The sequence below is a fragment of the Paenibacillus polysaccharolyticus genome (assembly GCF_900102085.1).
GTDB classification, from domain to species: Bacteria; Bacillota; Bacilli; order Paenibacillales; family Paenibacillaceae; genus Paenibacillus; species Paenibacillus polysaccharolyticus.
The window spans coordinates 55,331-81,890 of record NZ_FMVM01000019.1 but is presented as its reverse complement, the minus strand read 5'-3'; the positions used below and the strand labels follow the sequence as shown (position 1 = coordinate 81,890).

Genomic DNA, 26,560 nt, shown 5'->3' with positions numbered 1-26,560 from the left:
TGTTTCTTGCATATCAAGATTACATATGCCACATCCTCAAGGCATTGGCAGCAGACGTTGAATAATATGACTCATCCATACCGATAGGAATACGGTTTTGTTCAGCGTCGTAACGTAGAGCCAGAGGCCTATTCCAAGCGCAATGATTCCATAAGACAGCCAGCGATTAATGGAGGCCGCTTGTTTCAGATGCCTGAAATCCATAATCAGCACCCCGATTACCATTGCCAGATAGGTAAACAGTAGCGGTTTAATCATGTATGATGTCCTCCTCTACGACTCCAATCGGTTTATTGACAATACCGACATTCTCAATAATGACATGCGGGTCCACAGTTACTTGAACCTCCGGATAGAGAACCTCCCAGCGATCTTTAATCTTGTCCCATTCCTTGGGTAACTGCCTATGGATGGAACGGCCGATGCCGATAATGTCTGCTTTGAATTTCTTCTGAACCAGCCTTATACCTTCCTCAATATCCTCTTTGATCTTTCGGTGTACGGCTTCATTCAAATTTAAAATTTCCTTTTCGCGCCTGTCACCATAATCCGATTCATTATCCACCAGCACACCCTTGGCGTACATCTGAATGGTTACACTCACTTTGCCATTCACAATTTTGGGATGGAGGGACGAATTGTTCTCGTTTAATTTAATGAACATATCTCCTTTTCCCCGTGGAGCTTTAATCATAACTTCGGGTTCGTTGGCTTCACCCATGGCAAGAATCAGTGCATCGGCAGGGGCCTTGTCCATCATGCCTACCAGCTTGTCTTTTTTGAAAATAGCTAAACCATCCAGTTTGATATTGGTTATGGCGCCCTTCCAATCCTGTGGTACATTGTCTGAAACGGATGCGATAGGTAGAAATGGGTCCACTCCTTCATCCAGAATGGAGTCTATAAATGTTTTAAGGGATCTTGGATTCCTCATGTTAAGGAAGCATAATTCCCTCACCATCTCGGAAGGGAACTTCTCAATGGGTGCATCCGTGTCTATAACTTTATGTGCTTCGCCCCTGGTGACAACAGGCATTGCCGACAAACGGTTAAGTGGATATCTTGTAAATAGGTCAAGCATCGGGGCAACCCCCTCCCGTGCTAATTCTTCGCCAATAAGGATGGTACGACGGTGTGCATAATAAATTCGGCGAGAGAGTGACTTCTGACCCTCAAGCGATGTCCCACGCAGTGTACGAGCTGTATTAGAGAGGATAAACCACGGTTTATCTCCACTCGTTCCTCCACCGCCACCTTCACTGCCCGAAGCACCCGACTGTCCAGGGAGGGCAATCTGCAGGCTAGACCGGTAATCCTCCCCTTCTTTATCCACAGCAATACCGATTACAAAGGCGACATCATTAATCTCTTCGCGATCCCAGCAACCTGTAAGCAGAGATGTACACAAAATCAACGAAATGACAGCTCTATATTTAATCAAAAACTTCATGGAATCACCATCCTTCCTCTGCTTCCGGCGAACCATTGATATCTCTGGTCATACGTTTGCGATCCCGGTGCACGGTCGAAGGACGATTGATCATTTTCCACCAAGGCACCCGGACCAAAATATCTTTGGTATCCTTCTTATGGTATGGGCTCACCCCTGACAGATAAGGTACACCAAAAGAAGTCATCTGTGTCAGATGTACAGAAATCAGCACTAGACCAATCACGATGCCGTATAATCCCAGCATGCCTGCCAGAAGCATGATCGGAAACCGTAACAGCCTTACGGTAATGGCAAAGTTGAAGCGCGGAATGGTGAAGGATGCAATCCCCGTCATCGATACGATAATAACCATTGGGGCAGACACAATACCTGCCTGTACCGCTGCTTGACCAATCACAAGGGCACCGAGAATACTGACCGCTTGCCCCACCGTTTTGGGTAACCTGACCCCTGCCTCCCGCAGCGCTTCAAAGGATAATTCCATAATGAGCGCTTCAATGAGTGCCGGGAAAGGGATGGCTTCGCGGGCACCGGCAATACTGAGAATCAATGTAGTTGGAAGCATGTCCTGATGAAAGGTCGTAATGGCGATATACAATGCTGGCAGGAACAATGCAATAAACACAAACAAAAAGCGGATCCAACGAATCAAATTGGTAATGAAGAAGCGTTCATAATAATCCTCACTAGCCTGTAACATCTGCCACATCGTCACGGGTGCAATCAATGCAAACGGTGTGCCATCTACCATGATGGAAAACCGACCTTCCAGCAGATTCGCGGCAACTGTATCCGGACGCTCCGAATAGTGCATCTGTGGAAACGGGGAATTCGGGTTATCCTCGATAAGTTCCTCGATATAACCGCTCTCCAGAATACCGTCGATTTCAATCTTCTCCAGACGTTTTTTGACATCCTGGATCAATTGAGGATCGGCGACTCCCTCCAGATAGACGAGAACAACATCGGTTTTGGTATCGGAGCCAAGCGTCATACTTACCATTTTGAGTGCAGGTGTCTTCAGCTTGAAACGAAGCAAAGCCGTATTCATACGTAGCGTCTCGGTAAATCCTTCACGCGGCCCCCGGATGACCGACTCCGTCTGCGGCTCCTCTACACCTCTCCGTACCCCGCCTTTTACGTTGAATAACCATGCTTCGGCTTCTCCGTCCATAACCAGTAACGCCGATGAGGCAAGCACGCCCTCGGTCGCAGCAGCCCATGTCTGAACTCGCTTGACCTGCGTTAATTCAATTCGTGTATCATCTATCGGCACATCCGGCTCGTCAGTCCGTTGCTGGATCAGCCCTCGAATAAGCGGGCGTAGCATATGCTCCTGAATATCGGCCGAATTCACAATCCCCTCGACATACACGAGAAGCCCCTGAATCTCTGGTGTGATCATAACGTTGCGGAACACGACATCCGAAGAGTTCGAGAAGATTTCTTTCAACGCCTGAATTTGATTGGTATGTACGGCACTGATCGGTTGTTTCAGAATAGGTGGGGACGGCAGTCCCAAGGGTACATATTTGCTACTGTCAGTCGTTGATGCTGAAGTCTTGGACTTTTCGCTACCTTTTGATGATTTAGCTGCCATATGCCGCCCCTCCATTCTTGGTTTTTATACAAGGTAGCTTGTGCCAGAAGGCAGGGAATTATGTGGTCTTTTTTTACAAAAAAAAGCCTTCCTCAAGGGAAGACTTAACTTAACGATCGAAACGATCAACTTGAAAACTGAACCATACGTGTTAAATCAATAACTTACACCATGAACAGAATAACAAGCTTAGATCATACACTTATCTCTGTTCGGTTAGTCAGCAAAATAATCATCAGGTATATATTGAATTTCCGACTTGGCATAGATAGTGAGTGTATGCCGCTCGCTGTCATATTTTACACGGTCGCCGTCAACATAATACCAGTGCTTTGTCAGAGGACGGTCTTTGCGCTGTACGAAACGGAATACGTTTAATTCCTGTCTCAGCTCAATAATCTTCAAGGCGGTCTGCTCATCAAGTCCCGATACAGTGAACAGGTAACCTGTTCCTTCCTGCTGAAAGCGATAAGACAAGGCTGCATCCGTCTTGCTGTTCGCCAGCCCACGCCCGGTGACCCCATGTTTTACCATAAACCATTCCTGCTGTGCCATACGTATCGTTCCTCCTTTGATCTTGGAGTGGGAGTTCTTATTTTTATTAAGGCAAATCAATCAACATATAAAACGTATCCTCATGCCCTTCCAGCTTTATGGAAGAAGTCTGCTCCACTCGTGCGGTATCTCCTGTATGAAGCACATGTTCATTCTGCAGGCCAAGCTTGCCCTCAATGGAGAAAATGTACATGCGGCGACCTTCGTTCTGTTCAAAATCAAGCGTCTTGCCCTTGGATAAACGCCCAAGGTAAATCGTCATGTCTTGATGAACCGTGGCAACCCGCGGCCCACCATCGGATGATGCTACAGGCACAAGAGCGCCTTCCAGAGCAGTTGTATCATACGAAGTCGTTTCGTAGGATGGCTGTAACCCTTTCGTATGTGGCATAAACCACAGCTGGAGAAGTCTTACTTCCTGGGTATCTGAGGCATTATGCTCTGTATGAATGACGCCGCTTCCTGCTGACATGCGCTGAATGCTACCAAAGCCTGTTACGGCAACATTGCCCAGACTATCTTCATGTCTCAGCTTGCCATTCAGCACGATGGATACGATCTCCATATCACTGTGTGGATGTGCCCCAAAGCCGCGACCTGGTGCGATGACATCATCATTGGCTACCCGCATGGGTCCAAAAGCAGTGTTGTCCGGGTCCTGGTACTCCCCAAAGGAAAAGCTGTGACTGCCCCGCAACCAGCCACGGTCAAAGCTGGAACGTGCTTCAGATGGAATAACCTTAATCATATCGCGTAACCTCCTCAAATCTGTTATGGTTCGTGCAGATCCCTCTTATTTTTTCTTAGTAGCATACTTATTCTCATTATATCAAATGTTAAGGTAATACGTCCAAGCCAAAAAGTGACGCTCCTTCCTTCAAACCAAAAAGCTCTTTACCTGTCAGCTCGATCCGGCAATCACCGTTACCTCGTCGGACTGGCAAGCAAAGAGCTTGGCCGCAGGCGTATTCCTGCGCTTTAACACTTTCCGTTACACTTTTCTATAAATCGTTATATTATGCTTTGATTATACTCATCCTGTTATGTCGCTTTCCTCTCTGATGCAGATCAGGCACTCACATTTTGGCTGTTCTGACGTGTAGCTCCTTGCCGGTTAAACAGATAATCCAGCGCCAAAAAGCGGCTGCCTGTCAGGAGAAGAGTCAATGATCCTGCCATCAGCATGTAGTCGAACTCTGTTCCCATCAAAAACGGCTGACCCGCCTTGGCTGTGAATACTGCACCGACCATAACCGCGATGAACAACAAGGCGAACACACGTGTACCCAGGCCCAAGATCATGGCCGCGCCACCTGCCAGTTCAATTACGGCAACAACAGATGCCATAAAACCGGGAATGCCTATACTTTCGAAGAAACCAACCGTACCGCTAATTCCACCCTCGAACTTACTCCAGCCATGTAATAGAAAAATGAGTCCGATCATAATCCTTGAGAAAAAAAGTCCAATTTCAATGGTTTTGTTATTCATCATACATCTCCCCATTTCATTCATAATTTTAGTCCTAATGGATTGCTTGATTCTTGGTCGTTTTCTATCCAATCGACCATACAAACAGAACAGACAATAACAGAAACACCGTTACAGAGATTAGAATGGCATATCGCGGTAAGCGCAGTGTAACATCCCGTTCGGGGTCCAGCAGACGGGAAATGCGCACATTCACCGACGTATCGGCAAATGAGGACTGAATCGTCATCGCTCTTCCCTCCCCAGTTGGTGTGCATGCCCGAAGCAGTTTCAAGAGTGCACTGCCAATACCGGCGGCATTACCCGTACGTTCAATAGCTTCGTTATCTGCTAAAATTTCTCTCACTATGCGATATTGCTGTGACGTATGTTTCAGCACAGGAATATACGGCATCATCGTAGCAAATACCGAGAGCAATGTTGTTTTCAGTGGATCTCGATGCCACAGATGGTGTACCTCATGATACACGACAGCCTTCTCTTCATCCGTATCCAGCATACGGAGCAGTCCTGTGGAAAGCACGATGCAAGGGCGCCATAACCCGATGGTAAACGCAACCGGAGAAGGCTTGTCTACAACAAGAAATCGGGGTTTCTTCAGATGCCTGTACCTTGCATTCATTTTTTCTGACCAAGCCCGAACCTCCATGGAGCGGAGCTTGGTTACCGCGGCACGCGTCTGGACAATTCGTCTAATCAACATCCAGCTTGTACCAGCGAAAGTCAGCAAAACCAGAAGCAACAGGAACTGACCTACAGACATCCACCCCATACGACTCATCCAGTGATTGCACAGCCATAGCAGATTCAACCGGATGTCCCATCCAAATATTTTATACATCGCATACATGAACATCTGCATGAGCACGAGTACCGGAATACCCAACCCGACGGTGAACAAAATCTTGGAACGGGTCTTCCACATCTTAATCGTTATCCTTTTTCCATTGCTTAATCTTCATTTCGAGCCGTTCAATCAAGCCTTCGTCGGCTTCATCTAACGCATCCAGCATGTGATTCACTGCCAGTGTCCCGAATTCGTCCACCAATTCCTGGGACAGTTCCTTGGATTGATCGTTCATAAAGTCCTCCCTGCTTTGTACCGGCCGGTACAGCGATGTGCGGCCCTTCTGTGTTTTGCCGAGTAATCCCTTATCCACCAACCGATTCATCACAGTCATAACCGTATTGAAATTTACGTCTTTGTCTTGTTCCAGTGCCGTCTGTACTTCACGGATGCTGCTGCCGGGACGAGCCCACAATACTTCCATAATCTTGGCCTCAAGTGGTCCAAAAAAACGATTCAGTCCTCGCTCGCCCACTTTAAAATTGAGTATTCTCATATTCTGACACCCCTCACACTACCCATTGTAGTGTCCAGAAATGAGAAGTCAACCTCTATGTCAGGTATTTTATGTAAATGATTTGTAAAAATGTTTTTCATTTGTGTATAAAAGTACATAAGAAAACCGGGCAATTCTGCAAAATTGCAGTCATACCCGGTTCGTATCATAACCTTTCCAAGCTGACATAGAGACCAGCTATTCGCTTGTGCGAGATGCGGGAAGTTCCCGCATCCTCAAGTACTCCCGCTTTATTTTGGCATATGCCCAGAGATATCTACACCCAAGCCATGAGCCAGTCGTCCACCCAGCTGACCGTCAGCCCGGAAGAAGTGGCATAATGCTCGCATCTGGATATCTACCGGTACAGCTTTGAGATCATTCGTCAGATTATCCAGCAGATGATGCTGCTCTTCTGGTGTGAAAGAACGGAACAGCTCTCCTGCCTGCGTGTAATCATCCGTTTTCTCAATCTTTTCCCGTGTGACATGCCCCTGTAATGGAACCTGGGTTTCCCGATAAGCCGGATCTTCCTGTGGACTGTTACCTGAGCTGTTAGGCTCATAGTTTACGGGAGATGGGTCCTGGTTCACGTTCATGAGCCCATCACGCTGATGATTGCGCACAGGTGCATACGGGCAGTTCACCGGAATTTGGAGATAGTTAGGTCCAAGACGGTGCCGTTGTGTATCCGGGTAGGAGAACAGACGACCTTGCAACAATTTATCCTCAGACGGTTCAATGCCTGGCACAACAGCACTTGGTGAAAATGCGACCTGCTCCACTTCTGCGAAGAAATTCTGAGGATTACGATTCAATGTCATCGTCCCTACTGTCTGGAACGGTAGTACATCCTCAGGCCATGTTTTCGTTGGGTCGAGCGGATCAAAAGAGAAATCATCCATCTGTTGCGGTCTCAGCAGCTGCACTTGCAGCTTCCACTGCGGATATTCTCCATTTTTGATATGTTCATGCAAGTCTCGCGTTGCGTGGTTAAAATCCTGTCCCTGAACTTCGGAAGCTTCCTTACGAGAAAGGCCACGAGCACCCTGCGCTGATTCCCATTTGTATTTCACATAGTGTACTTCACCTTGGTCATTGATCCATTTGAATGCGTGTACTCCGAATCCATCCATCTCCCGATAGTTGGCCGGGATGCCCAGATTCGAGAACAGCCAAGTCATCATATGTGTTGATTCCGGGGAGAGGGTCATGAAATCCCAATATCGCGCCGGATCTTGAATGTTGGTATCTGGAGCCGGTTTGAGAGAATGCACCATATCCGGAAATTTAATGGCATCCCGAATGAAGAAAACAGGCAGATGGTTACCCACAATATCATAATTGCCTTCACGTGTATAGAATTTAACAGCAAACCCGCGAGGATCACGTGCGGTCTCAGGAGAACCCGTACCATGAATTACAGTTGAAAATCGTACGAACACATCCGTTTCTGTGCCCGGCTCTTGCAGGAAATCGGCTGACGTATATGCCTTCATGCTCTGCTCCAGCTTGAACACCCCATGGGCTCCTGCACCTCTTGCATGCACAACCCGTTCAGGAATGCGCTCACGGTCAAAATGGGCGATTTTCTCGATCAAGTGGTAATCCTCCAACAAGGTTGGCCCTCTTCTACCTGCTGTGCGTGAATTCTGGTTATCTCCTACCGGTGCTCCCTGGTTAGTTGTCAAACGATCTGTCATCCTGTCGTCCTCCTTATAATGTGTCTCATGTCTGCTGTATCTATCTACTAATTCCATTCATATTCGTTGTTCGCTCAAATATACATTTAGACTTGATCTAACTGTTAAAATCATTCTAACATGTCCCATCTATCTACTGCATGAGGTTCGTATGAGGTTCAGATGAGGTTGTTACGCTAAAGATGAATGAAACATGAAGCATACGAAAGAGGTTGCATATGACACCGGAAAATAAAATAAGGCGTAGATCATTTAATAAACGATCTACGCCTTATCTGAATCGCTAACAAGATAACCATGAGCCCATATTCCCAATCGCACCACACTACGTGAGGCCATTCTTGTATCTATATAAGTTGGTGTAAAATCTTTAGTTCAACTTAATAGGATACTATTAATCCGCCAATCGATAGCCCACGCCTCTTACCGTAACGATATATTGCGGCGAAGAGGCATTATCGCCCAATTTTTTGCGCAAGCTTTTGATATGCACATCCACCACATTGCTTCCACCTGTAAAATCAGTCTCCCAAATATCACTAAGCATCTCTTCACGCGAGATGACTGCCCCTTTGGCATCAATCAGCTTGAGTAGCAGATCATACTCCGTCTTGGTCAAGTGAATGCGATCCTGATCACGTTGCACGCTCATGCGCTCCCGATCCAGCACCAAGTCTTTGAATCCGATTCGCTGTCCCTCTTCAGGTAAAAAAGCTCGCTTAGGCATTACAGGACTACTGCCAATCATGCGCTGTACACGGTAAAGCGCCTCCTGCGGACGTGCAGGCCATACAAGCAACTCCTCCTGAAGCATCGGTCCGCTTGCACTGCCAATCATCTTCTCCCCCACCAGGTAGAGACATGGTGTCGTTTGTTCCGCCTCGCGGTTCAACCGGCTGTGGATTCCCGTAAATGCATCAATCGTTCCGGCAACCGAGAGGTCATAGATCAGTAGATCAAAAACAAGGCGTTCATGGAGATCCGGTTCCCAGCGATGGAACACAAGTACGTCAAAGCAACTATCTGTCAGAGCCTTCACCAGCTCATGCACCTGACCCGGCATCGGGCTGATCAGAATGACACGTCTGGTAATCGGGCAGTTGTCCACGAGAGGTGTCGTTCCTGAATCTGCCAGCGCAGGTTTGACCCGAAGTGGCAAACGGCGGCCTGACCATTTCACTTTTACTTGACCCGTTTGGTTTTGCATTCCCCGCAGACACCTCCAAATACCACATGTGCATGATCTATTGAATAACCGGTCTCTGCCGCTACCTGCTTCATCCATTGTGGAGGAACTTCTGTCATCACCTCGTCCACTTTACCGCATACTTCACACATAATATGTTGGTGATCATCCATCCGGGCGTCATACCGGCTTGCTGTTTCGCCAAGTTTTAGCTCCCTGATGAGCTCTTTGTCTGTTAAATAGCGAAGAGAATTGTATACAGTGCCATAAGCCAGATTGTACCCCTGTTCCACGAGCCGATTCATTACATCCGCAGCCGTTGGATGGTCTTCTGATTTACGTACGACATCATACACGGCTTGCCGTTGTATTGTCAGATTTAACGTTTTCACAACCAAGTCCCCTTTTTTCTATTTTTCAAATGTATATACCTCTCGAACATATTTGTTCGCTTTAGCTTTTACATATCAAAAGAATTTTGATTTAGATTAAGTATAAATCTTAATGCATAGGGAAGTCAATATTGTCCCGTACGGCTACGTTTTAGAATTTTATAGCGCATTAAAACCAAACCCTTCAAACATTTGGGATTATATGGTTCGCTCCCACACTGGTTTTCAGATAAAATAGAGGGATGTGCGTAAAAGGGGGGATGCTGGTTGTTAAGCACGTTTTTTGTCAATCTCTGTGTGATCATTTCCTTTCTGTACCTGTCAGGAATCATCGCCAAATACTACAGCATTCGTTTGCCTTTTCCCTCGCTTCGCGTTCAGCTAGTCGGTGGCTTTTTATTCGGTCTATACGGTACAGTGCTTATGAATTATTCTTTCCATATTAATGACACTACCATTGTGGATCTGCGGCATTTGGCTGTCGTAACTGCAGCCGTATATCTTGGTGGGCTCGCTTCTGTCATCACCGGAATCATCATTGCGATCCTTCGTATCGTTATGTTTGGTGTTACCTCAGCAGCCATTGATGCAGCATTTATTATGATCCTACTCGGGCTGGCTGGTGTGTATTTTGCCTACGCTTCGTGGTCCAGATTAACCAAGATTATCACCATGAATCTCTTAGGCATGACCATGATATTTATCGTACTGCTAATGAACACGCCCAGCATGAATACATTGATGAAAGTATATCCCATACAGATGACCATAGCCTTTGCTGGTGGCCTTTTCATATATTTCATCGCTGAATTTATTAATAGATCCAACGAGATGTTATTTCTGCTGGAACGCCGAGCCTCTACAGACCATCTGACGGATCTGAGCAATAGACGACAATTCGAACAGTCTCTCCAGTCTGAGCTTCAGCATGCTAGGCAGTATCACCAGAAGCTTTCCTTGCTGGTTATTGATATTGATCGATTCAAAAAGGTAAACGATACGTTTGGTCACTCTGCCGGAGATTCCGTATTGAAGCAACTTGGACAATTGCTTGTAGAACATGCGCGTTCCACGGATCTTGTATCCCGTAACGGTGGAGAAGAATTTGCAATTCTATTGCTCGATTGTGGATATCATCAATCCATGGCTATTGCAGAATCCGTGCGGAAAGCTGTGGCCCGATCTCTTTTCATCCTGCCAGACGGGCAGACCGTAAAGCTCACGATCTCCATTGGTGTAGCCGTTTATCCTGATCACTGTGATGACCACGATGACAACGACCTGTTTGATCAAGCTGACCGTGCGCTATATGAAGCTAAAAATACGGGACGCAACAGGGTATGCTCACTGCCGCCCCGCAATATCACGGTTGTAGATAATGATTCATTTTGAGAAGGTGATTAGTCTTAACGACGAAACGAAAGGGATGTCTCGCCTGCCTCAACCAAGGCAAGTGGGACATCCCTTTCGCATTCATTAAATCAATGATGTTCTTACAGTTTCTATAGAAAACCAGTCGGAGTCAGGCCAGAATTTGTTCAATCTCTGCAATAACAGCAGCATCCAGCATAACTCCAGAAGCTGCAGCATTTTCCTTAACCTGTTCCGGACGGCTCGCTCCGACCAGAGCGCTGGAAACATTATTTTGCCGCAAAATCCAGGCCAGTGCCAGTTGTCCCACCTTCAGGTTCAGCTTGTCTGCAACTTCAACTAATTGACGTACTTTGCCGATGCGATCTGCGTTAATTTTCCCTTCATCCCAGCCAAGCTTGGCTGCCCGGCTATTCTCCGGAATATCGGAGACAGATGTATATTTCCCTGTCAGCAAACCTTGTGCAAGTGGTGAATAAACAACCTGTCCGATGCCTTTACGTTCACCCAAAGGAATGATCTCGCTCTCAATATACCGATCAAACATATTATATACCGGTTGATTCACGACAATACGATCCAGCAACAGGCGATCTGCTGTACCGAGCGCAGCTTCCATCTGAGCCGCTGTCCACTGGCTCACACCTACATATAGCACTTTACCATGACGCACCAGATCATCCAGTGCACGAAGGGTCTCCTCTATCGGTGTCTCCTGATGATAACGATGGCAATAGTAGATATCGACATAATCGGTGCCAAGGCGTCTCAAACTGGCCTCGCACTGCTCCATAATATGTTTGCGGGACAAGCCGTGATCGTTAGGGCCATCACCCATTTTGTTAAACACCTTGGTTGCGAGAACATAAGAGCTTCGTGAGTACGCTTTCAATGTTTGACCCAGCAATACTTCTGCGGCTCCCCGCTCATAGGCGTTGGCTGTATCGAAAAAGTTGATCCCTTCATCAAATGCCGTTTCAATTGATTTCACCGCATTTTCACGTTCCACATATCCTCCGTACGTCAACCAGCTACCTAAGCTGATTTCGCTTACTTTCAGTCCGCTTCCACCTAACCTGCGATAATCCATGAATGCATGTCCTCCTCAGAATGTAGAAATGATGAAGTTAAGTTCCATATCCTATTGTAACCCAACCTGAACAAATGGAAAAACATATAAGTAGAAACTCAGGAAAAACAGCAAAAAAGGCACATGCGATGTGATGTGCCTTCTGTAACCTTGGTAGAGTTATATTACTTCTTAACTTCAATAGTAGTCTGCACCCGCTTAACTTCAATGAAGTATACGTCCTCTTAACTTCAATATGGGGGATTAGCTCAGATGACATAGCCGGATCACGTAGCAAACGTTTATGGCAAAATAATACTTAGTGCATTTAAAAGCTCAGTCTGTCTAACTGGCTTTGTCAGCACGGCATCAAAAACCTCCGTCTGCTGAATATCCATATGCATCCCATATGGAACGAGCACAATGACAGGCAGGCCTTCAATCTGCTGTTTCAGCGCAATGACGAAATCGACTGTAATGCCCTCACGCAAGCCCAGATCTACAACAGCCACATCCGGCTTATAACCTTCCTTGATCCATTCATATGCAGAGGCTGAACCCGAAGTCATGCGCACATCCATCTCCCAATTCCGCATCAGGGAGGATACGCCCTGCAAAATATCAGGATCTTTGGCGAGTAGCACTTTTTTAGCCTTCAAACGTTGTTGCACACTTGTGATTTGCGGCAAGTCCCAATACCTGCGTAATGGCAATGAAATCCGGAACTCGGTTTCGTCACCTTGCAGACTGTTCACCTGAATACGACCATGCATCAGAATGGCCAGATTCTGGCTGACTGCCAGTCCCAGATTGCTACCAATCAGTTTTTCCGTACTGATCGCTTCCGGTTTGACAGTCGAAACTCGCAAACGGTTGTCGGATAACATCTGTCCCGTGTATCTAACCCGTAGCAAAAGCAGGCTTGTATCCTCTACTTCATCTCCCCTCATCTCTGCTGTTACCAGTACAGCACCTTCCCGAGTGGAATCCATGGCGTATTGCATCACATGGCCCAACATCTGGCCAATCTTGATCTCATCACCAATGAAAACCTGCGATACGTTCAGATTCAGGTTTAACCCCAGTTCTATCTTTTTGCTCGCAGCTGTTCCGGCATAGAGATAGACAGTGTTCTCAATGGTGCTGACCAAATCAAAGGGATCATCATGAATAACCGTTTTTCCTGCCTCATTGATATTAAAATTCATCATATTGTTGAGCAGTGAAAGCAGAATATTACCGCTCGTTTCAATCATGTTCACATACTCAGCTTGTTCCTCCGACATGTCGGGTGTCCGCATCAGATCCGTCAATCCCAAAATGCCGTTCAGCGGATTACGGATCTCATGACTCATCAGTTTGAGCATTTGTGTCTTGGTCATGGCCTCGGATTCGGCACGTTCCTTCTCCGCCTGTAATTTTTCTTGCAATTGTTCTGAATCGCTGAGTCTCTGCTCCTGAACGTGCAGCGCACTCTCCAGGTCAACAACGTATCCTAGAAAAACAGCCATAGCTTTCAGCGTCTTCATATCGGTATCACTGATGTTATACCCTGGATCATCCATTATGCATATCGTTCCGAAAGCTTCACCTGTTCTACGTACAATAGGTACTCCCACGAAAAATCGATTACCCAATCCACCCGTGACATTCATTGATCGTGTTACAGAATGTTCGGTGGTATCCGAAATGGTAACGACACTGTTATTGTCTCTCAAGACCAGACTACAGTAAGATTCCATAAAAGGAAGCGCAGTCCCTTTGACTATTAATTCTTCCTTGCGGTTGAAGGCTTCCAGAATGACATTAGTCACTCCGTCATTCGTGGCTACAAAGATGGTATTCACTCTTAATATGCCACTTAATACGTCCACAATATGGGCCGCTGCTTCTTCAATATTTTCATAGAAGCCTTGGTTAACGCCTTCTACCGTCCCCATGATCCAACCCCTCTTTGTTTGTCTTAGCTGCTATATTAAGTTCACCGATCAGAATGTTGATTCACATGCAGGGGTCTGCCGGGGAATCCGAACGATTGTCACAAACTATACTTATATGTTTAACACCACAGAAGTACAAGAGAATCATCCTGGTGCCTGTAACCTCTTCTCTCACCGAACAGATCTAAAAAAATGCTTCGATCCACGGTATCTAACTTATAAGTTTATACTTGCAGGGTAAATAGAAATTATACGCTTCTGTTTGAATTTTGGGAACCTTAAACCCGCGCCAAATCCCGGAAGATGCTCTTCCACCTCACAGGGAGTGTGATCATAATCACACCCAAAAACCCACATATAGTTTATAAATGGATAATACAATCCTACATGTAGTATATAACTCATATATTAATCAAATTATAATCTATTTAAAAATCATTTAGGAGGCACGTTACATGACTATGCTTGAGCATGCCGCACCACCGGCAACCGATCTGTTATCTGACCTGGGAAGACGTATCATTGGCGCTGAAGACGCTGATACGCTGAGGGAGAATGCGAATCTGAATGGAGATTCGTTCAGCGGCAAGATGAGCAGGCTTGGATCGGAGACAGCCAAGTGGCATGCCATGCGTCACGTATTGCCGGAGGCGCTTGCAGATGCAGTTGAGAATGGCGATCTGTATGTACACGATCTGGATCAGTATGCCCTTGGAACAACCAACTGCATTTTTATTCCATTCAGTCGATTGCTGGCTTCCGGCTTCAATACGGGAAATGGATCGGTTCGCACACCACAGACCATCATGTCTGCGATGGCTCTGGTCGCAATCATCTTCCAGTCACAGCAAAACAGCCAGTACGGCGGCGTATCTGCCAACAAAATTGATTGGGATCTGGCACCTTACGTGCGACGCTCTTTCATCAAGCATTTCCGCAAAGGTCAACGGATTTTTGAAGAACAAGCCTTGCTGACGGATGAGCAGCTACATCTAGACAGCATGGAAGCGAAGCAGCAGTGCCCGCGGGCATTTGCTTTTGCAAGTGAGGAAACAGAACTGGAGACAGGACAAGCAGCCGAATCTCTTATACATAACCTCAATACGATGAGTAGCCGGGCGGGCGGACAGATTCCTTTTACATCGCTAAACTATGGCATGTGTACATCAGCTGAGGGTCGTCTTGTATCCCGTTCCCTGCTGGAAGCAACGATTCGTGGCCTTGGACATGGCGAAACGCCTGTATTTCCACAGCATATCTTCCAGTGCAAGCAAGGGGTTAACCAGGCTCAGGGCGACCCGAACTATGACTTGTTCCGCCTCGCGGTAACCTGTTCCTCACGGCGGATGTATCCTAACTTTGTCAACGTGGACGCATCATTTAATCTACCTTACTATCACCCGGAAGACCCGGATACAATCATTGCTACCATGGGCTGCCGCACACGTACCCTTGCGGATCGCTTTGGACGAAATCGGCAGAGTGGCAAAGGAAACCTGTCTTTCAATACGGTCAATCTGGTGAAGCTGGGAATTCGGTTTGGCATCTGCCAAAACAATCGGGCTGTTGCGGATCGGGAAGGATTCTATGTGGCCCTGGATAAAATCATGCACAATGCCGTGGAGGGTTTACTTCATCGGTATGCCATTCAGAAAAAACAGCCTGCCAAATCATCGGACTTCATGATGCGTGAAGGGGTATGGGAAGGCGGAGAGAAGCTGGAACCGGACGAGCCGGTTGCTGATCTGTTGAAACACGGTACGTTGTCCCTTGGATTCATCGGACTTGCCGAATGTATGACTGCTATGTATGGACGACATCATGGACAAGATATGCATGTGCATCGCGAGGCACTGAATGTCATCCGTACGATGAGAGAGTTCTGTGATCGGATGAGTGAGCTGCATAACCTGAACGTTACGCTCTTTGCTACACCTGCTGAAGGTTTATCCGGCAAATTCACCAAAATAGATCGAGCCTGTTACGGCCCGATCTCCGGTGTGAATGAACGTGAATACTATACGAACTCGTTCCATATTCCGGTCTATCATAACCTTCCTGCCTACCGTAAGATCGAACTGGAAGCTCCATTCCACGCTCTGTGCAATGCCGGAGCCATCTCTTATATTGAACTTGACGGCAATGTGCGGGCAAATACAGCAGCCTTTATGCGCATTGTACAGTACGCGCTGGCACAGAATATCGGTTACTTCTCGATTAACCATCCGATTGATCGTTGCCCTGAATGCGGGTATGAGGGGGTCATCGGTGATACCTGTCCGGGATGTGAAGTTCACGAAAATGAGGTTCACTTCCAGCGCTTGCGCCGTGTAACCGGTTATCTGACGGGAGATTACAAGGTACGCTTCAATGCTGCGAAGCAGGCCGAAGTGCGGGATCGGGTGAAACACCGGTGAATCTGTTTGGTTACATTCCCGAATCGGTCAATGAAGGAACCGGCCTGCGAGCTGTGCTGTTTATCAGCGGATGCCGCCACGCATGTCCGGGCTGCTTCAGCCCGGATTCGTGGAGTTTCCGCGCAGGTGAACCCTTTACAGAAGAGCGGCAGCAACAGATTTTGCATGAGGTCACGAACCATCCGTTACTGGATGGCGTGACGTTATGCGGGGGTGACCCCTTTTTCTCAGCAGCAGCATGTACTCGTTGGGTACGTCAGTTTCGAGATGCAAGGCCAGATCTGACGGTATGGGCCTACACCGGATTCGAATATGAGGAACTCATCGCCGACCCGGAAAGAGCAGAGCTTGCACAGCTATGTGACGTGATTATCGACGGGCGTTACCTTGCAGCAGAGCGTGATGTATCTCTGCCCTTCCGTGGAAGTCGTAATCAGCGCTTGATTGACGTGCGCGCAACGCAAGCATCTGGAAACATCGTTACATTGCATCTTGGTGCAGTGTAACGATGTTTTTTCTCCTTTTACACCTGAAACCTTTGGATGACCTGATTCAGTTCGTAAGCCAAACTTCTCAGCTCGTGAGAGAGACTCGATACTTCTTCCATCAGCGCCAGTTGTTCTTCCGAAGAAGCACGAGCCTTGTTCGCGTTACCGGATGAATCCGAAGCCACAACACCCAATTGCTCCAAAGAAGCAGCAATCTGATCACTGCTGGCTGACATTTGCTCAGAGGCGGCGGATACTTCGTAGACTTGTCCCGATACCTTCTGAATAGATTCGACAATCTGGCGGAATGTTTCTGCCGTTACTACGGATGTCTCTGCTCCTCGTTTAGCGACATCCACTGACTCTTCAATGGAAGTTACGGCCTTCTCCGTATGATTAAGGATACCTTGAAGAATCTGGTCGATCTGATCAGAAGACTCTTTGGAGCGATTCGAAAGCTTCTGAATCTCCTGTGCAACCACAGCAAAGCCTCTTCCTGTCTCCCCTGCTCTAGCTGCCTCAATGGAAGCATTCAGCGCAAGCAGGCTCGTCTGATCCGCAATATCCCGAATCATGGACATGATTCCACCGATGCTGCTGTTCAATTGTTGAAGATCATGAAGAACTACAACCGTGCCTGACATGTTAAGTTCAATCTTCTGCATCTGATCGACCATCGTTGTAATATCTGCCTCACCTCGGCTAGCGAGATCCGTTGTATCCGAAGCCAGTTCAGCAACCACCTGAGATGAGTCAGCAATTCGTTTGATGCCAATGACCATCTCGCCGATGGACTCCTGGCATTCATTCGTGGATTGTCGTTGCTGTTCTGCCCCGGAGGACACCTGCAACATCGATTCGGTAATCTCTTGTGAAGCTTCAGTGGTACGTTCCGAACTCATCTGCAGATCCGCAGCTGAGCGGGTCACACTCGCAGAAGTGGACTGAATGCCTGTAATCAGTTGCTGTAGCCCCCCAAGCATATGATTAAATGCGTTGGCCGTTTGGCCGATCTCATTGTTATTGCGTACATCCAGACTGACTGTCAGATTGCCGCCTGCCGCCTGCTTCGATACATCTGCGAGTTTCTGTAATGGTCGAAGTACAATTCGAGCCAGAATGACCATAACTATAATCATAATGACCGCAATGACAAATCCACTCCCCAGACTATACAAAAACATCCACATCTGATCCTGCTTCACTTGGGCTGCGTCCAAATCCAGACCAAAAATAGCAATCGTCTTACCCGTATCATCTTTGATCGTGCTTAGATAGGTCACCCACGTCCCTGCAGTATCCGTGTATGATTCTGTAAAAGCGGTTCCGTTCTGGAATACATGATCATATGTATCTTGAACTACTTCTGGAATTTCGTATTCGACACCGGGGACCATCTCCAGATCATAGAGTGCCTGATTGACTTGCACCCCCGTTAAGATCTGTTTCCCATCCCGTTCGATAATATCCGATTTGAATATATAAGCATTTGCAATAGAGGCAACACCGGTCATCGCATCGAGTTGTTCTTTCAATGACGTGAGTTCGGGAGATGTTGGCTTAGGTGAAGCCTCCAGTTGCTGATTCGCCTGTTCTACCCACTTATGGTTGAGCTGGAGCTGATTGGACAGCGCCTTACCTACCTGATTGATTTCTTCGTAGTAAGCCTGCTGACTTTGTTTGAAATTCAACACACTCATCAGGATGATCATTACAAACAAAATGATGGCAATCAGGACAGAACTGGTGAAAACCAAACTTCGATTGCGGAAGTAGCGTAACATTGCAGATTCCCCTTTTCCTTTACTTTTCTAGCTTACATATCCGTCCTGATAAAGAATGAGTTCGGGTTCGACCTCTTTCCCCACCTATGCGTCCAGCATATGATATGACACTATATAATATATATCGTGATATAATTGCTTTTTTTGAATGGGGATCATGTAAAAATAAAAAAAGGCCAACCGTTAAAAACAGGTTGACCTCGCATAATAGAGAATAGGAAAAAGATGGTCAGCGACCTCTTCTATCCTGCTCTCTATCGTTTACATTTTCTATATGTTAATGAACCTCAAAATGACGAACACGGACGCCCGCAGGTAATATCAGATAGATATCCTGCACTCCTGATGCGCCTGTCAGTTCAACCTCTACCGTAGACCACTGCTGGGCACCGCTTTGTGCCAGCTCTACACGTCCTGCAAGGGCACCGTCCGGGGTACCCAATCTCACTTCCAGCACACCCCCTTGCTGTTCTGCAGATAGGCGAGCTTCAAATGTGGTGGCCCCGTTGCCAAGGTCAGCATCCCTAAAGGCAATCCATCCTTGCTCTCCAATAACACGGACAGCGGTTCCACCCTCTTTGCACTCATCCAGCTCCACACTCCGATAAACATCATAATTCTCGGCACGTGTAGTCACACTCAAGTCACGAGCAGGTATGATCTCTCCATCTATTTTTAGATCTGCGACCAACTGCACATCGGAGGAAGATTTGGCTGCCATAATCGAATAGATGCCATCCTCCACCACATAACGATCACGAGTAACATCCCAGATGGCCAATTCCTGAACAGGCAGATCAAAATGAACAGTCGCTGTCGCTCCAGCTTCAATATGCAGACGTCGGAAAGCTTTTAGCGTTTTAAGTGGACGTTTCACTCGTGACTTTCCTGCACGCACATACAACTGCACGACCTCGTCGCTGGCGATTGAACTGGTATTCGTCACATCCACTCGAATGGTCACACGGTCTTCTTTTCCCACTTGCGCAGGGCTAATCTCCAGATTGCTGTATTTAAATGAAGCATAGGTCAGACCATGTCCGAACGGATATAGCACATTTCCTTCAAAATATTGATACGTGCGGCCCGCTTGGATAATATCATAATTCCGGATATCAGGCAGTTGATCTTCCGATTGTACCCAAGTCATGTTCAGACGGCCTGCAGGTGCATAGTCTCCGTACAATACGTCAGCGACTGCGTTCCCCAGCTCCTGTCCGGCGTGTGACGTATACAGGACCGCTGGAATATTCTCTTGAACCCAGTTGCAGGTAAAAGGATAACTCCCCACAATCACCACTACGGTGTTCGGGTTAGCTTCATACACAGCCTTTACCAGCTGAAGCTGTGATTCAGCCAGCTCCAGACTTGGACGGTCCACTTCTTCTTTACCGTTAACAAGCGGGTTGTTACCGACAAATACAATCGCTGTCTCGGCTTCTTTGGCTACAGCAACAGCCTCGTCGATCCCATTCGTTACGATATTTTGCTCGAATAGCTCTGCATCACCGAATGTTGTCAACTCTTCGGCCACCTTGAGTGCATCATGGCCATCGTTCGATGTCGTCACGACTCTACCATTCCATGTGGTAAGCCCCACACGACCCTCCGCCTGTGGCAACAGATGAAACACTTCTTTGACAAACCAGCCGTACACTTCATTAGCCGAAGCAGTGACCGACTCTTCATCTGTGGTCAGGTATTTGCGGTTACTCTCTGCCTGCAACGTGTAACTACCGAACCCCCAATCCGTCACTCGGAATGTCTCGGCTTCTTCTGAGGCTCCCACTGCCATCTCAGATGAGCCCTCCACTCTGACAAGGCCCATCTTTTTGCCGCTTGCTGCCGATGTCAGCGTGATGCGATGGTCACCGTCCTGGTAGGTTACGTTATCGCTGCCCACCTTGCTCCGAATCGCTTCCAGAGGTGTCACGCTGTAGGGCATCGTGCCAGCATACCAGTCCCGATAGACCGTTCCGCCGAGTTGGCCAATCACAGCTACTTTGCCTGTTTTGGTTTTGTCCAACGGTAGGGTACTATTTTCGTTCTTGAGCAAGACGACCTGCTCTCTTGCCGCCCGGAGAGACAGCGCTTTGGCCTTTTCTGTCATCATAGATTCCTCACCGATTGCAGCGTACGGATTGCCTTCTTCCGGATCAAATTCACCTAGACGGAATCGCACACGGAATGTGTTGAACAAAGCTGTGTCGATATCTTCCATGGTCAGCAGTCCCTGTTCCAGCCCTTCACGAAGCGCTTGCTTGGACAGTTCGGCATCATCGGTGATGCTGTCAATACCTGCTTTGACAGACTCTACCGTACCCGGTGTGTGAGAATCATAATACTTATGATCATTCTTGATGCCCATCACGTCGCCCGCGTCACTGACGATGAATCCATCCATGCCCCATTCACCTTTGACAATCTCGTTCACATAAGGATGTAGCAGAGCCGGCGTGCCATTGATCGAGTTGTACGCTGTCATCATTGACTGCGCTCCACCTTCTTTAAAAGGCTTCTCAAATGCTTTTAAATAATATTCACGCATATTGCGTGGATCAATGCTGGATGAGCCGCTACCACGATCCACTTCGTTGTTGTTGCCGAGGAAGTGTTTGAGCGTTGCCACAGCTTTGTAATACTTGGGATGGTCTCCTTGAATACCTTTGACCAATGCGGTTGTCAGCTCTGCGGTCAGTTCCGGGTCCTCGCCATACGCTTCTTCGTTTCGTCCCCAGCGCGGGTCACGTTCCATATCCACCGTGGGTGCCCACAGCGTAAGACCGTTGACGGCAGGATTTCGTTTATAAAATACACGTGCTTCGTCTCCAATGACGGAGCCGATCTCTTTCATCAAGTCTGTATCCCACGTACATGCGAGTCCTACAGGCTGCGGGAATGAGGTAGCTTCACCAAGCCAAGCCAGGCCGTGAGCGGCTTCCGTTCCATGTTTGTAAGCAGCAACACCCAGGCGTTCTACGGCTGGCTGGTATTGCAGCATGGATTCAATTTTTTCATCGTCCGTCAAGCGGGACACAAGGTCCTTCACTCGATCGTTAAGTGCCATGGTTGTATCTTGAAACGGATATTTCGTTTGATGAGTTGTCATATCTAATCTCCCTTTAATGTATAGTATAGATTTATTATGATAGCGAATACATTTTAATTCATGAAAACGGACTATATCTTTCGGATTACCTCTCTAAATTAGGCAAAATACCTTTATAAAACATGATTTATTTTTATTTCATGGGATATTAATCAAAAACCTAAAACGATTTCGGTAATCTTACTATAAAACATTCTGATATAAAAAAACAGAGGGGCGTTTCAAGAAAATGTTCCTCTTCCTTTTTTAAAAATATGTAGCTACTCGTTTTTTTCTGGCATACTCTGGCAATCCTGATTAGAAGTACAGGGACTTCTGCTTCTGAACGTTCCCTATTATGCTGTGATCATGATTAGGAGGAAACCAATCCAATGAATAACAATGAGCAGTTGAACACAAGTTTACCACCGGTTCCCGAATCTTTGTGGCGTGCCGCGAATACATTCGAATCTTATCCGAAGTTAACAGAAGATACCACAGCTGATGTAGCAATTATCGGAGCCGGGATTGCAGGCATCACCACAGCCTATTTGCTTGCCCAGTCTGGACTGAGTGTCGTTCTGCTTGAAGCTGGAAAAGTACTGGACGGCACAACAGGCCATACAACCGCCAAAGTATCTGCACAGCATGGCGTCATTTTTGATGAAATTATGCATCACTTCGGACATGAGCAGGCACGGATGTACTATGAAGGGAATGCAAATGCAGCGAGCTGGATGCGTAGTCTGGTTAAGGAAAAGCAGATCGATTGTCAGTGGGCAGATGAGGATGCCTATGTCTATATTCAGTCCGATGACCATATCAAAAAGCTGGAGATTGAGCTGACCGCTTATGGCAAACTCAACATCCCTGGCGAATGGGTAGACCCCCTCCCGATTCCTGTTCCCTCCAGAGCCGGCATTCGTATGCCTGGACAAGCACGTTTCGACCCATTAGCTTACTTGCATCACTTGCTTGCTTCAGCCGTGAAACAAGGGGTACGTGTCTATGAACAAACAACGGTAACTGACGTTGAGGAGGAATCCTCTCTGAAAGTAAGAACCTATAATGGTTCATTCGTCACGGCAGAGCACATCGTCGTTGCTTCCCATTTTCCCGTATATGATCCGGGATTTTACTTTACGCGACTTCATGCCGAACGCTCCTATGCGGTTATGGTTGAGCCTGAGAAACCCTATGCAGGTGGCATGTACATCTCCGATGATGATCCGGCCCGTTCACTCCGAGCTGTCGTTCATAATGGTAAAGAGCATATTCTATTCGGCGGAGAAAATCATAAAACCGGACAAGGCATCTGTACCTTCGGTCACTACGAACGTCTGGAAAAGTATGCAGCCGAGACGTTTGGGATTCGTAACATCCCGTTTCGCTGGTCGGCTCAGGACCTGATCTCCATCGATAAAGTGCCCTACATCGGACCGATTACCGGAAGGCATGAACGGGTCTATGTCGCTACAGGCTTTGCCAAATGGGGCATGACAACAGGTACGATGGCCGGACATCTGTTGGCAGACCGAATTACCGGAAGAGATAATCCGCACGCAGAAGTATTTGATCCGGCAAGATTCAAGGCAGACCCGGGTTTCAAACACTTTGTCGTAGAGAACGTCAATGTTGCGAAGGAGTTAATTGCAGGCAAAGTCGGCATTGTGCACAAAAATATAAACGAGCTCGGCAACGACGAAGGCGCAGTCGTGCGTCATAACGGTAAAAGGGCCGGAGCCTATAAGGACACCAGCGGTAAGCTGTTCCTGGTTGACACGACATGCACCCACTTGGGGTGCGAAGTGGAATGGAATAATGGGGAACGTTCCTGGGACTGCCCGTGCCACGGCTCACGCTTTAATTATGAAGGACATGTCATTGAAGGGCCTGCGGTCGAAGACCTGCCCATCCTGGATGTGCAGGGGCAGTAAATACAATAGAAGTAAACTATATATCCATACAACGAATAACCCCTTCCCCACCAAATGCACAAAAGTTGTATTTCTGCACTCCATTTGTGAATATATGTGGAGTTCGCTGACATACATTTCATCTCATAGACCGGATCGGTATCCGTCTCCAGACGGAAGCAGCCGACCCGGTTTTTCTGTATGCTGGTATAGAAGGAAGTTATAATACGATCTGACATTACATAAATACGGAATGCATTGATGAATCCACTACCACTGCACTGAACACAGGGTGCGAAAGGAACACAAGATGAATAGACAACAATTTATGCAAGCTATGGAAGTCGTTTTACATCCGATGGACCGGTTGGAACGTGCGGAACTCCTTGCAGATTATGCCCAAAAGTTCACACTAGGGCTACGTGAAGGCAAGTCGGAGGAAGACATTACACGTGAGCTCGGCCACCCGGAGGAAATTGCACGTAAAGTACTCGGCGAACGGTATACTGCTAACGCATACTCTCACACATCCGATAGAGATCCCTTTGATGGGCCAACATTCAGAGAGATGAAACCACCTGTTAATCACAATCGGGCTACGCGAAACTTTTTTGTGGGCATAGGCTTGATTTTCCTTAATCTTACACTCATGATTCCGATCGGTCTTAGCCTCTGGTCCGTGTGGCTTACGATTGCAAGTCTATCCTTGCTTGCGCTGGCTCCTATCGCAGCTGCCTTCGACTATCTGTATCTGAATCACCTTGAAACAACAGAAATTTTCGTTGCTATTGGGCTGTTCGGTATTGGCATTTTGTTTGCCCTTGCCTCCAAATATATCTTTATCGCATTTAAAAATATGACACTTCACTATATTCGGTGGAATATCAACGTGATGAAAGGGGATGTTTCTGCATGAGCACGAAGAAATGGCTAGCACTGGCTCTCGTCTGCATTGGCATAGGTTTACTTGGAACATCGGTCTATGGTTTTCAGTTCAAGGATGATAGGGAAGCATACAGCAAGCGGTGGGAACTCAGCACCGGAGGACTGCAAGATGATCTGCAAAATATTCAGCTGGATGGCAATTTTAATGCTGATATCGAATTCATCGTTAGTCCAGACAACACCGGCTATATCGAAGTGGATGGAAAGTGGGCACCGGAGGTTATTCAAAGCTTCGAGGAGGCAAGTTTTACCGATGGCACATTCCAGCTGACGCTGCAAAAACACAACCGTCTGAAGTTGTTCTCTTTTAATTGGAACTGGGGCGAACCAGATTCAAGAATAACCGTGGCTTTGCCAAAAGGATATCCCTTGAATGATGTCACACTACACTCTAGCTCAGCGGATTGGGATATAACTGGGCTAAATGCTGAATCTCTGGAGATGAAAAGCACCTCAGGCTCCATTGTTTTGCATGATATTCAGGTTCCTCGCATGGAATTGTCTTTGACCTCAGGGGACATTGCTGCTTCTTCTATTCAAGGGGATTTAGCCGTAGAACAGACATCAGGAAGCTTCACCGCAAAACAAGTGGATGGAAAAGTAAATAGCGTGATTCAATCAGGAGATGTGGAAATTGCACAATTGAATGGTGAGGCTAATGTTGAGTTCACATCTGGCAGTATTGATATCCAGCAATCTCACGCAGCGCCTATTCAGGTATCAGGGACATCGGGGGATATATCCATTCAGGCTGCACCTGATTTTGATGGGATTTATGAGGCCAAGGCTACTTCGGGCGACGTTAATATACCGGAGTCACCAGGCATAAGTCAGGATGTGATCCAGGCACGCACGACTTCTGGCAGCATTCGAATTACCCAACCGCGCTAACGTGTGATGAAGCATATTTCCGATCATTGGGTAAAATATAGTATAATCAAGTGCTAACCCAAATGCTGAGGAGGAATATTCCTATGGAACTTAAAAATAAAACAGCCATCATTACTGGCGCCGGTAAAGGTATTGGCCGCGCCATCGCGGAAGCCCTTGCCAAAGAAGGCGTACATCTTGGACTGATCGCCCGCACCGCTTCCGATCTGCAAGCCCTTCAAGAGTCTTTAAGCCAGCAATATGGCGTGAAAGTAACAAGTGCTGCAGCAGACATCTCGGATCGCTCTCAAGCTGAAGCAGCGGTCGCAGCTATCGAGATGGAGCTTGGAGCAGTCGATATCCTCATTAACAATGCAGGGATCGGAAGTTTCGGTACACTGCTAGAGATGGACCCTGAAGAGTGGGAACGCATCCTGCATGTGAATGTCATGGGTACATACTATGTAACTCGGGCCATTCTTCCAAGCATGATCAAGGAAAGCAGCGGCAGCATCATTAATATCGCTTCAACGGCAGGTGAGCGCGGATTCGCTACAGGTTCAGCCTATTGTGCATCCAAATTCGCATTGCTGGGCATGACGGAATCCTTGATGCAGGAAGTTCGCAAATCGAACATTCGTGTAACCGCGCTGACACCAAGCACCGTAAATACGGAACTGGCTGTGAATGCCGGACTCAAAATCGGAGATGAGGATCGCATGATGCAAGCCGAAGATGTAGCCGAACTGGCGCTGGCTACCCTCAAGCTGTCTGACCGCGTATTCGTCAAAGCCGCAGGCATCTGGACAACCAATCCACAGTAAGATGTGACTCCACCAACCAGAATGCTGGTTGGTGGTTTTTGTGTTTATGATATAAAGGATATGTAACGTATTCGTGAGGATGCTGAAGGTAATTAATTCGAAAAGTGTTCTACAAGAACTAATAG

Annotated in this window: 22 protein-coding genes; 7 read left to right on the top strand and 15 right to left on the bottom strand. The window is 47.2% G+C overall.

What is annotated here, in order from left to right; all coding sequences use genetic code 11:
• Nucleotides 1-36: 36 nt before the first annotated feature.
• From BLQ13_RS23595 to BLQ13_RS23545, 11 genes are all read right to left on the bottom strand, one after another.
• Nucleotides 37-258 (bottom strand): hypothetical protein, encoded by a 222-nt coding sequence (locus BLQ13_RS23595; protein WP_090924146.1) that lies wholly within the window; start codon nucleotides 256-258, stop codon nucleotides 37-39.
• The gene (locus BLQ13_RS23590; protein ID WP_167375828.1) at nucleotides 251-1,450 is read right to left on the bottom strand and encodes a Ger(x)C family spore germination protein; all 1,200 of its coding nucleotides are present in this window, start codon (nucleotides 1,448-1,450) and stop codon (nucleotides 251-253) included. Before BLQ13_RS23590 ends, BLQ13_RS23595 begins: the two co-directional genes overlap by 8 nt.
• Nucleotides 1,451-1,454: 4 nt before the next feature.
• Entirely contained in the window at nucleotides 1,455-3,053 is a 1,599-nt protein-coding gene (locus BLQ13_RS23585; protein WP_090924144.1) for a spore germination protein, read from the bottom strand.
• A gap of 216 nt (nucleotides 3,054-3,269) precedes the next feature.
• The gene (locus tag BLQ13_RS23580) at nucleotides 3,270-3,608 is read right to left on the bottom strand and encodes a hypothetical protein (protein ID WP_090924143.1); all 339 of its coding nucleotides are present in this window, start codon (nucleotides 3,606-3,608) and stop codon (nucleotides 3,270-3,272) included.
• 46 nt (nucleotides 3,609-3,654) lie between these two features.
• The gene (locus tag BLQ13_RS23575) at nucleotides 3,655-4,356 is read right to left on the bottom strand and encodes a pirin family protein (protein WP_090924142.1); all 702 of its coding nucleotides are present in this window, start codon (nucleotides 4,354-4,356) and stop codon (nucleotides 3,655-3,657) included.
• Between the two features lie 320 nt (nucleotides 4,357-4,676).
• On the bottom strand, nucleotides 4,677-5,099 hold the full coding sequence (locus tag BLQ13_RS23570) for a DoxX family protein (RefSeq protein WP_090924141.1): 423 nt from the start codon (nucleotides 5,097-5,099) through the stop codon (nucleotides 4,677-4,679).
• A gap of 64 nt (nucleotides 5,100-5,163) precedes the next feature.
• Nucleotides 5,164-6,024, bottom strand: coding sequence for a M56 family metallopeptidase (locus BLQ13_RS23565; RefSeq protein ID WP_090924140.1), 861 nt, complete (start codon nucleotides 6,022-6,024; stop codon nucleotides 5,164-5,166).
• Nucleotide 6,025: 1 nt separating this feature from the next.
• Nucleotides 6,026-6,442: a BlaI/MecI/CopY family transcriptional regulator gene (locus tag BLQ13_RS23560; RefSeq protein WP_090924139.1), complete on the bottom strand. Its 417-nt coding sequence runs from the start codon at nucleotides 6,440-6,442 to the stop codon at nucleotides 6,026-6,028.
• Between the two features lie 251 nt (nucleotides 6,443-6,693).
• Entirely contained in the window at nucleotides 6,694-8,145 is a 1,452-nt protein-coding gene (locus BLQ13_RS23555; RefSeq protein ID WP_090924138.1) for a catalase, read from the bottom strand.
• Nucleotides 8,146-8,539: 394 nt separating this feature from the next.
• On the bottom strand, nucleotides 8,540-9,352 hold the full coding sequence (locus BLQ13_RS23550) for a winged helix-turn-helix transcriptional regulator (protein WP_090924137.1): 813 nt from the start codon (nucleotides 9,350-9,352) through the stop codon (nucleotides 8,540-8,542).
• Nucleotides 9,328-9,723: a Fur family transcriptional regulator gene (locus tag BLQ13_RS23545; protein ID WP_090924136.1), complete on the bottom strand. Its 396-nt coding sequence runs from the start codon at nucleotides 9,721-9,723 to the stop codon at nucleotides 9,328-9,330. The genes BLQ13_RS23550 and BLQ13_RS23545 overlap by 25 nt, the downstream gene beginning before the upstream one ends.
• 267 nt (nucleotides 9,724-9,990) lie before the next feature.
• On the opposite strand from BLQ13_RS23545, the gene BLQ13_RS23540 reads away from it, so the two are divergent.
• Nucleotides 9,991-11,115, top strand: a complete 1,125-nt coding sequence (locus BLQ13_RS23540) for a GGDEF domain-containing protein (protein ID WP_090924135.1) — start codon at nucleotides 9,991-9,993, stop codon at nucleotides 11,113-11,115.
• A gap of 130 nt (nucleotides 11,116-11,245) precedes the next feature.
• Here BLQ13_RS23540 and BLQ13_RS23535 read toward each other — a convergent pair whose 3' ends face one another.
• A complete protein-coding gene (locus tag BLQ13_RS23535; RefSeq protein ID WP_090924134.1) occupies nucleotides 11,246-12,184 on the bottom strand; it encodes an aldo/keto reductase family protein in 939 nt (312 codons plus the stop codon).
• Between the two features lie 281 nt (nucleotides 12,185-12,465).
• Nucleotides 12,466-14,103: a hybrid sensor histidine kinase/response regulator gene (locus tag BLQ13_RS23530; protein ID WP_090924133.1), complete on the bottom strand. Its 1,638-nt coding sequence runs from the start codon at nucleotides 14,101-14,103 to the stop codon at nucleotides 12,466-12,468.
• A 455-nt stretch (nucleotides 14,104-14,558) separates the two neighbouring features.
• On the opposite strand from BLQ13_RS23530, the gene BLQ13_RS23525 reads away from it, so the two are divergent.
• Nucleotides 14,559-16,520, top strand: coding sequence for an anaerobic ribonucleoside triphosphate reductase (locus BLQ13_RS23525; protein ID WP_090924132.1), 1,962 nt, complete (start codon nucleotides 14,559-14,561; stop codon nucleotides 16,518-16,520).
• Entirely contained in the window at nucleotides 16,517-17,026 is a 510-nt protein-coding gene (nrdG, locus tag BLQ13_RS23520) for an anaerobic ribonucleoside-triphosphate reductase activating protein (protein WP_090924131.1), read from the top strand. Before BLQ13_RS23525 ends, nrdG begins: the two co-directional genes overlap by 4 nt.
• Before the next feature lie 17 nt (nucleotides 17,027-17,043).
• On the opposite strand, the gene BLQ13_RS23515 is transcribed toward nrdG, so the two are convergent.
• Complete coding sequence (locus tag BLQ13_RS23515) at nucleotides 17,044-18,792, bottom strand: methyl-accepting chemotaxis protein (RefSeq protein WP_090924130.1); 1,749 nt, start codon at nucleotides 18,790-18,792, stop codon at nucleotides 17,044-17,046.
• A 277-nt stretch (nucleotides 18,793-19,069) separates the two neighbouring features.
• Nucleotides 19,070-21,901, bottom strand: a complete 2,832-nt coding sequence (locus tag BLQ13_RS23510) for a glycoside hydrolase family 3 protein (RefSeq protein ID WP_090924129.1) — start codon at nucleotides 21,899-21,901, stop codon at nucleotides 19,070-19,072.
• A 371-nt stretch (nucleotides 21,902-22,272) separates the two neighbouring features.
• Between BLQ13_RS23510 and BLQ13_RS23505 the strand changes: the two genes are divergently transcribed.
• The 4 genes from BLQ13_RS23505 to BLQ13_RS23490 all read left to right on the top strand — a co-directional run bounded on the left by BLQ13_RS23505 (nucleotide 22,273) and on the right by BLQ13_RS23490 (nucleotide 26,435).
• On the top strand, nucleotides 22,273-23,817 hold the full coding sequence (locus BLQ13_RS23505) for an FAD-dependent oxidoreductase (protein ID WP_090924128.1): 1,545 nt from the start codon (nucleotides 22,273-22,275) through the stop codon (nucleotides 23,815-23,817).
• A 289-nt stretch (nucleotides 23,818-24,106) separates the two neighbouring features.
• Nucleotides 24,107-24,712, top strand: coding sequence for a DUF1700 domain-containing protein (locus BLQ13_RS23500; protein WP_090924127.1), 606 nt, complete (start codon nucleotides 24,107-24,109; stop codon nucleotides 24,710-24,712).
• The gene (locus BLQ13_RS23495) at nucleotides 24,709-25,632 is read left to right on the top strand and encodes a DUF4097 family beta strand repeat-containing protein (RefSeq protein WP_090924126.1); all 924 of its coding nucleotides are present in this window, start codon (nucleotides 24,709-24,711) and stop codon (nucleotides 25,630-25,632) included. Before BLQ13_RS23500 ends, BLQ13_RS23495 begins: the two co-directional genes overlap by 4 nt.
• Nucleotides 25,633-25,715: 83 nt before the next feature.
• A complete protein-coding gene (locus tag BLQ13_RS23490; protein WP_090924125.1) occupies nucleotides 25,716-26,435 on the top strand; it encodes a 3-ketoacyl-ACP reductase in 720 nt (239 codons plus the stop codon).
• Nucleotides 26,436-26,560: the final 125 nt, after the last annotated feature.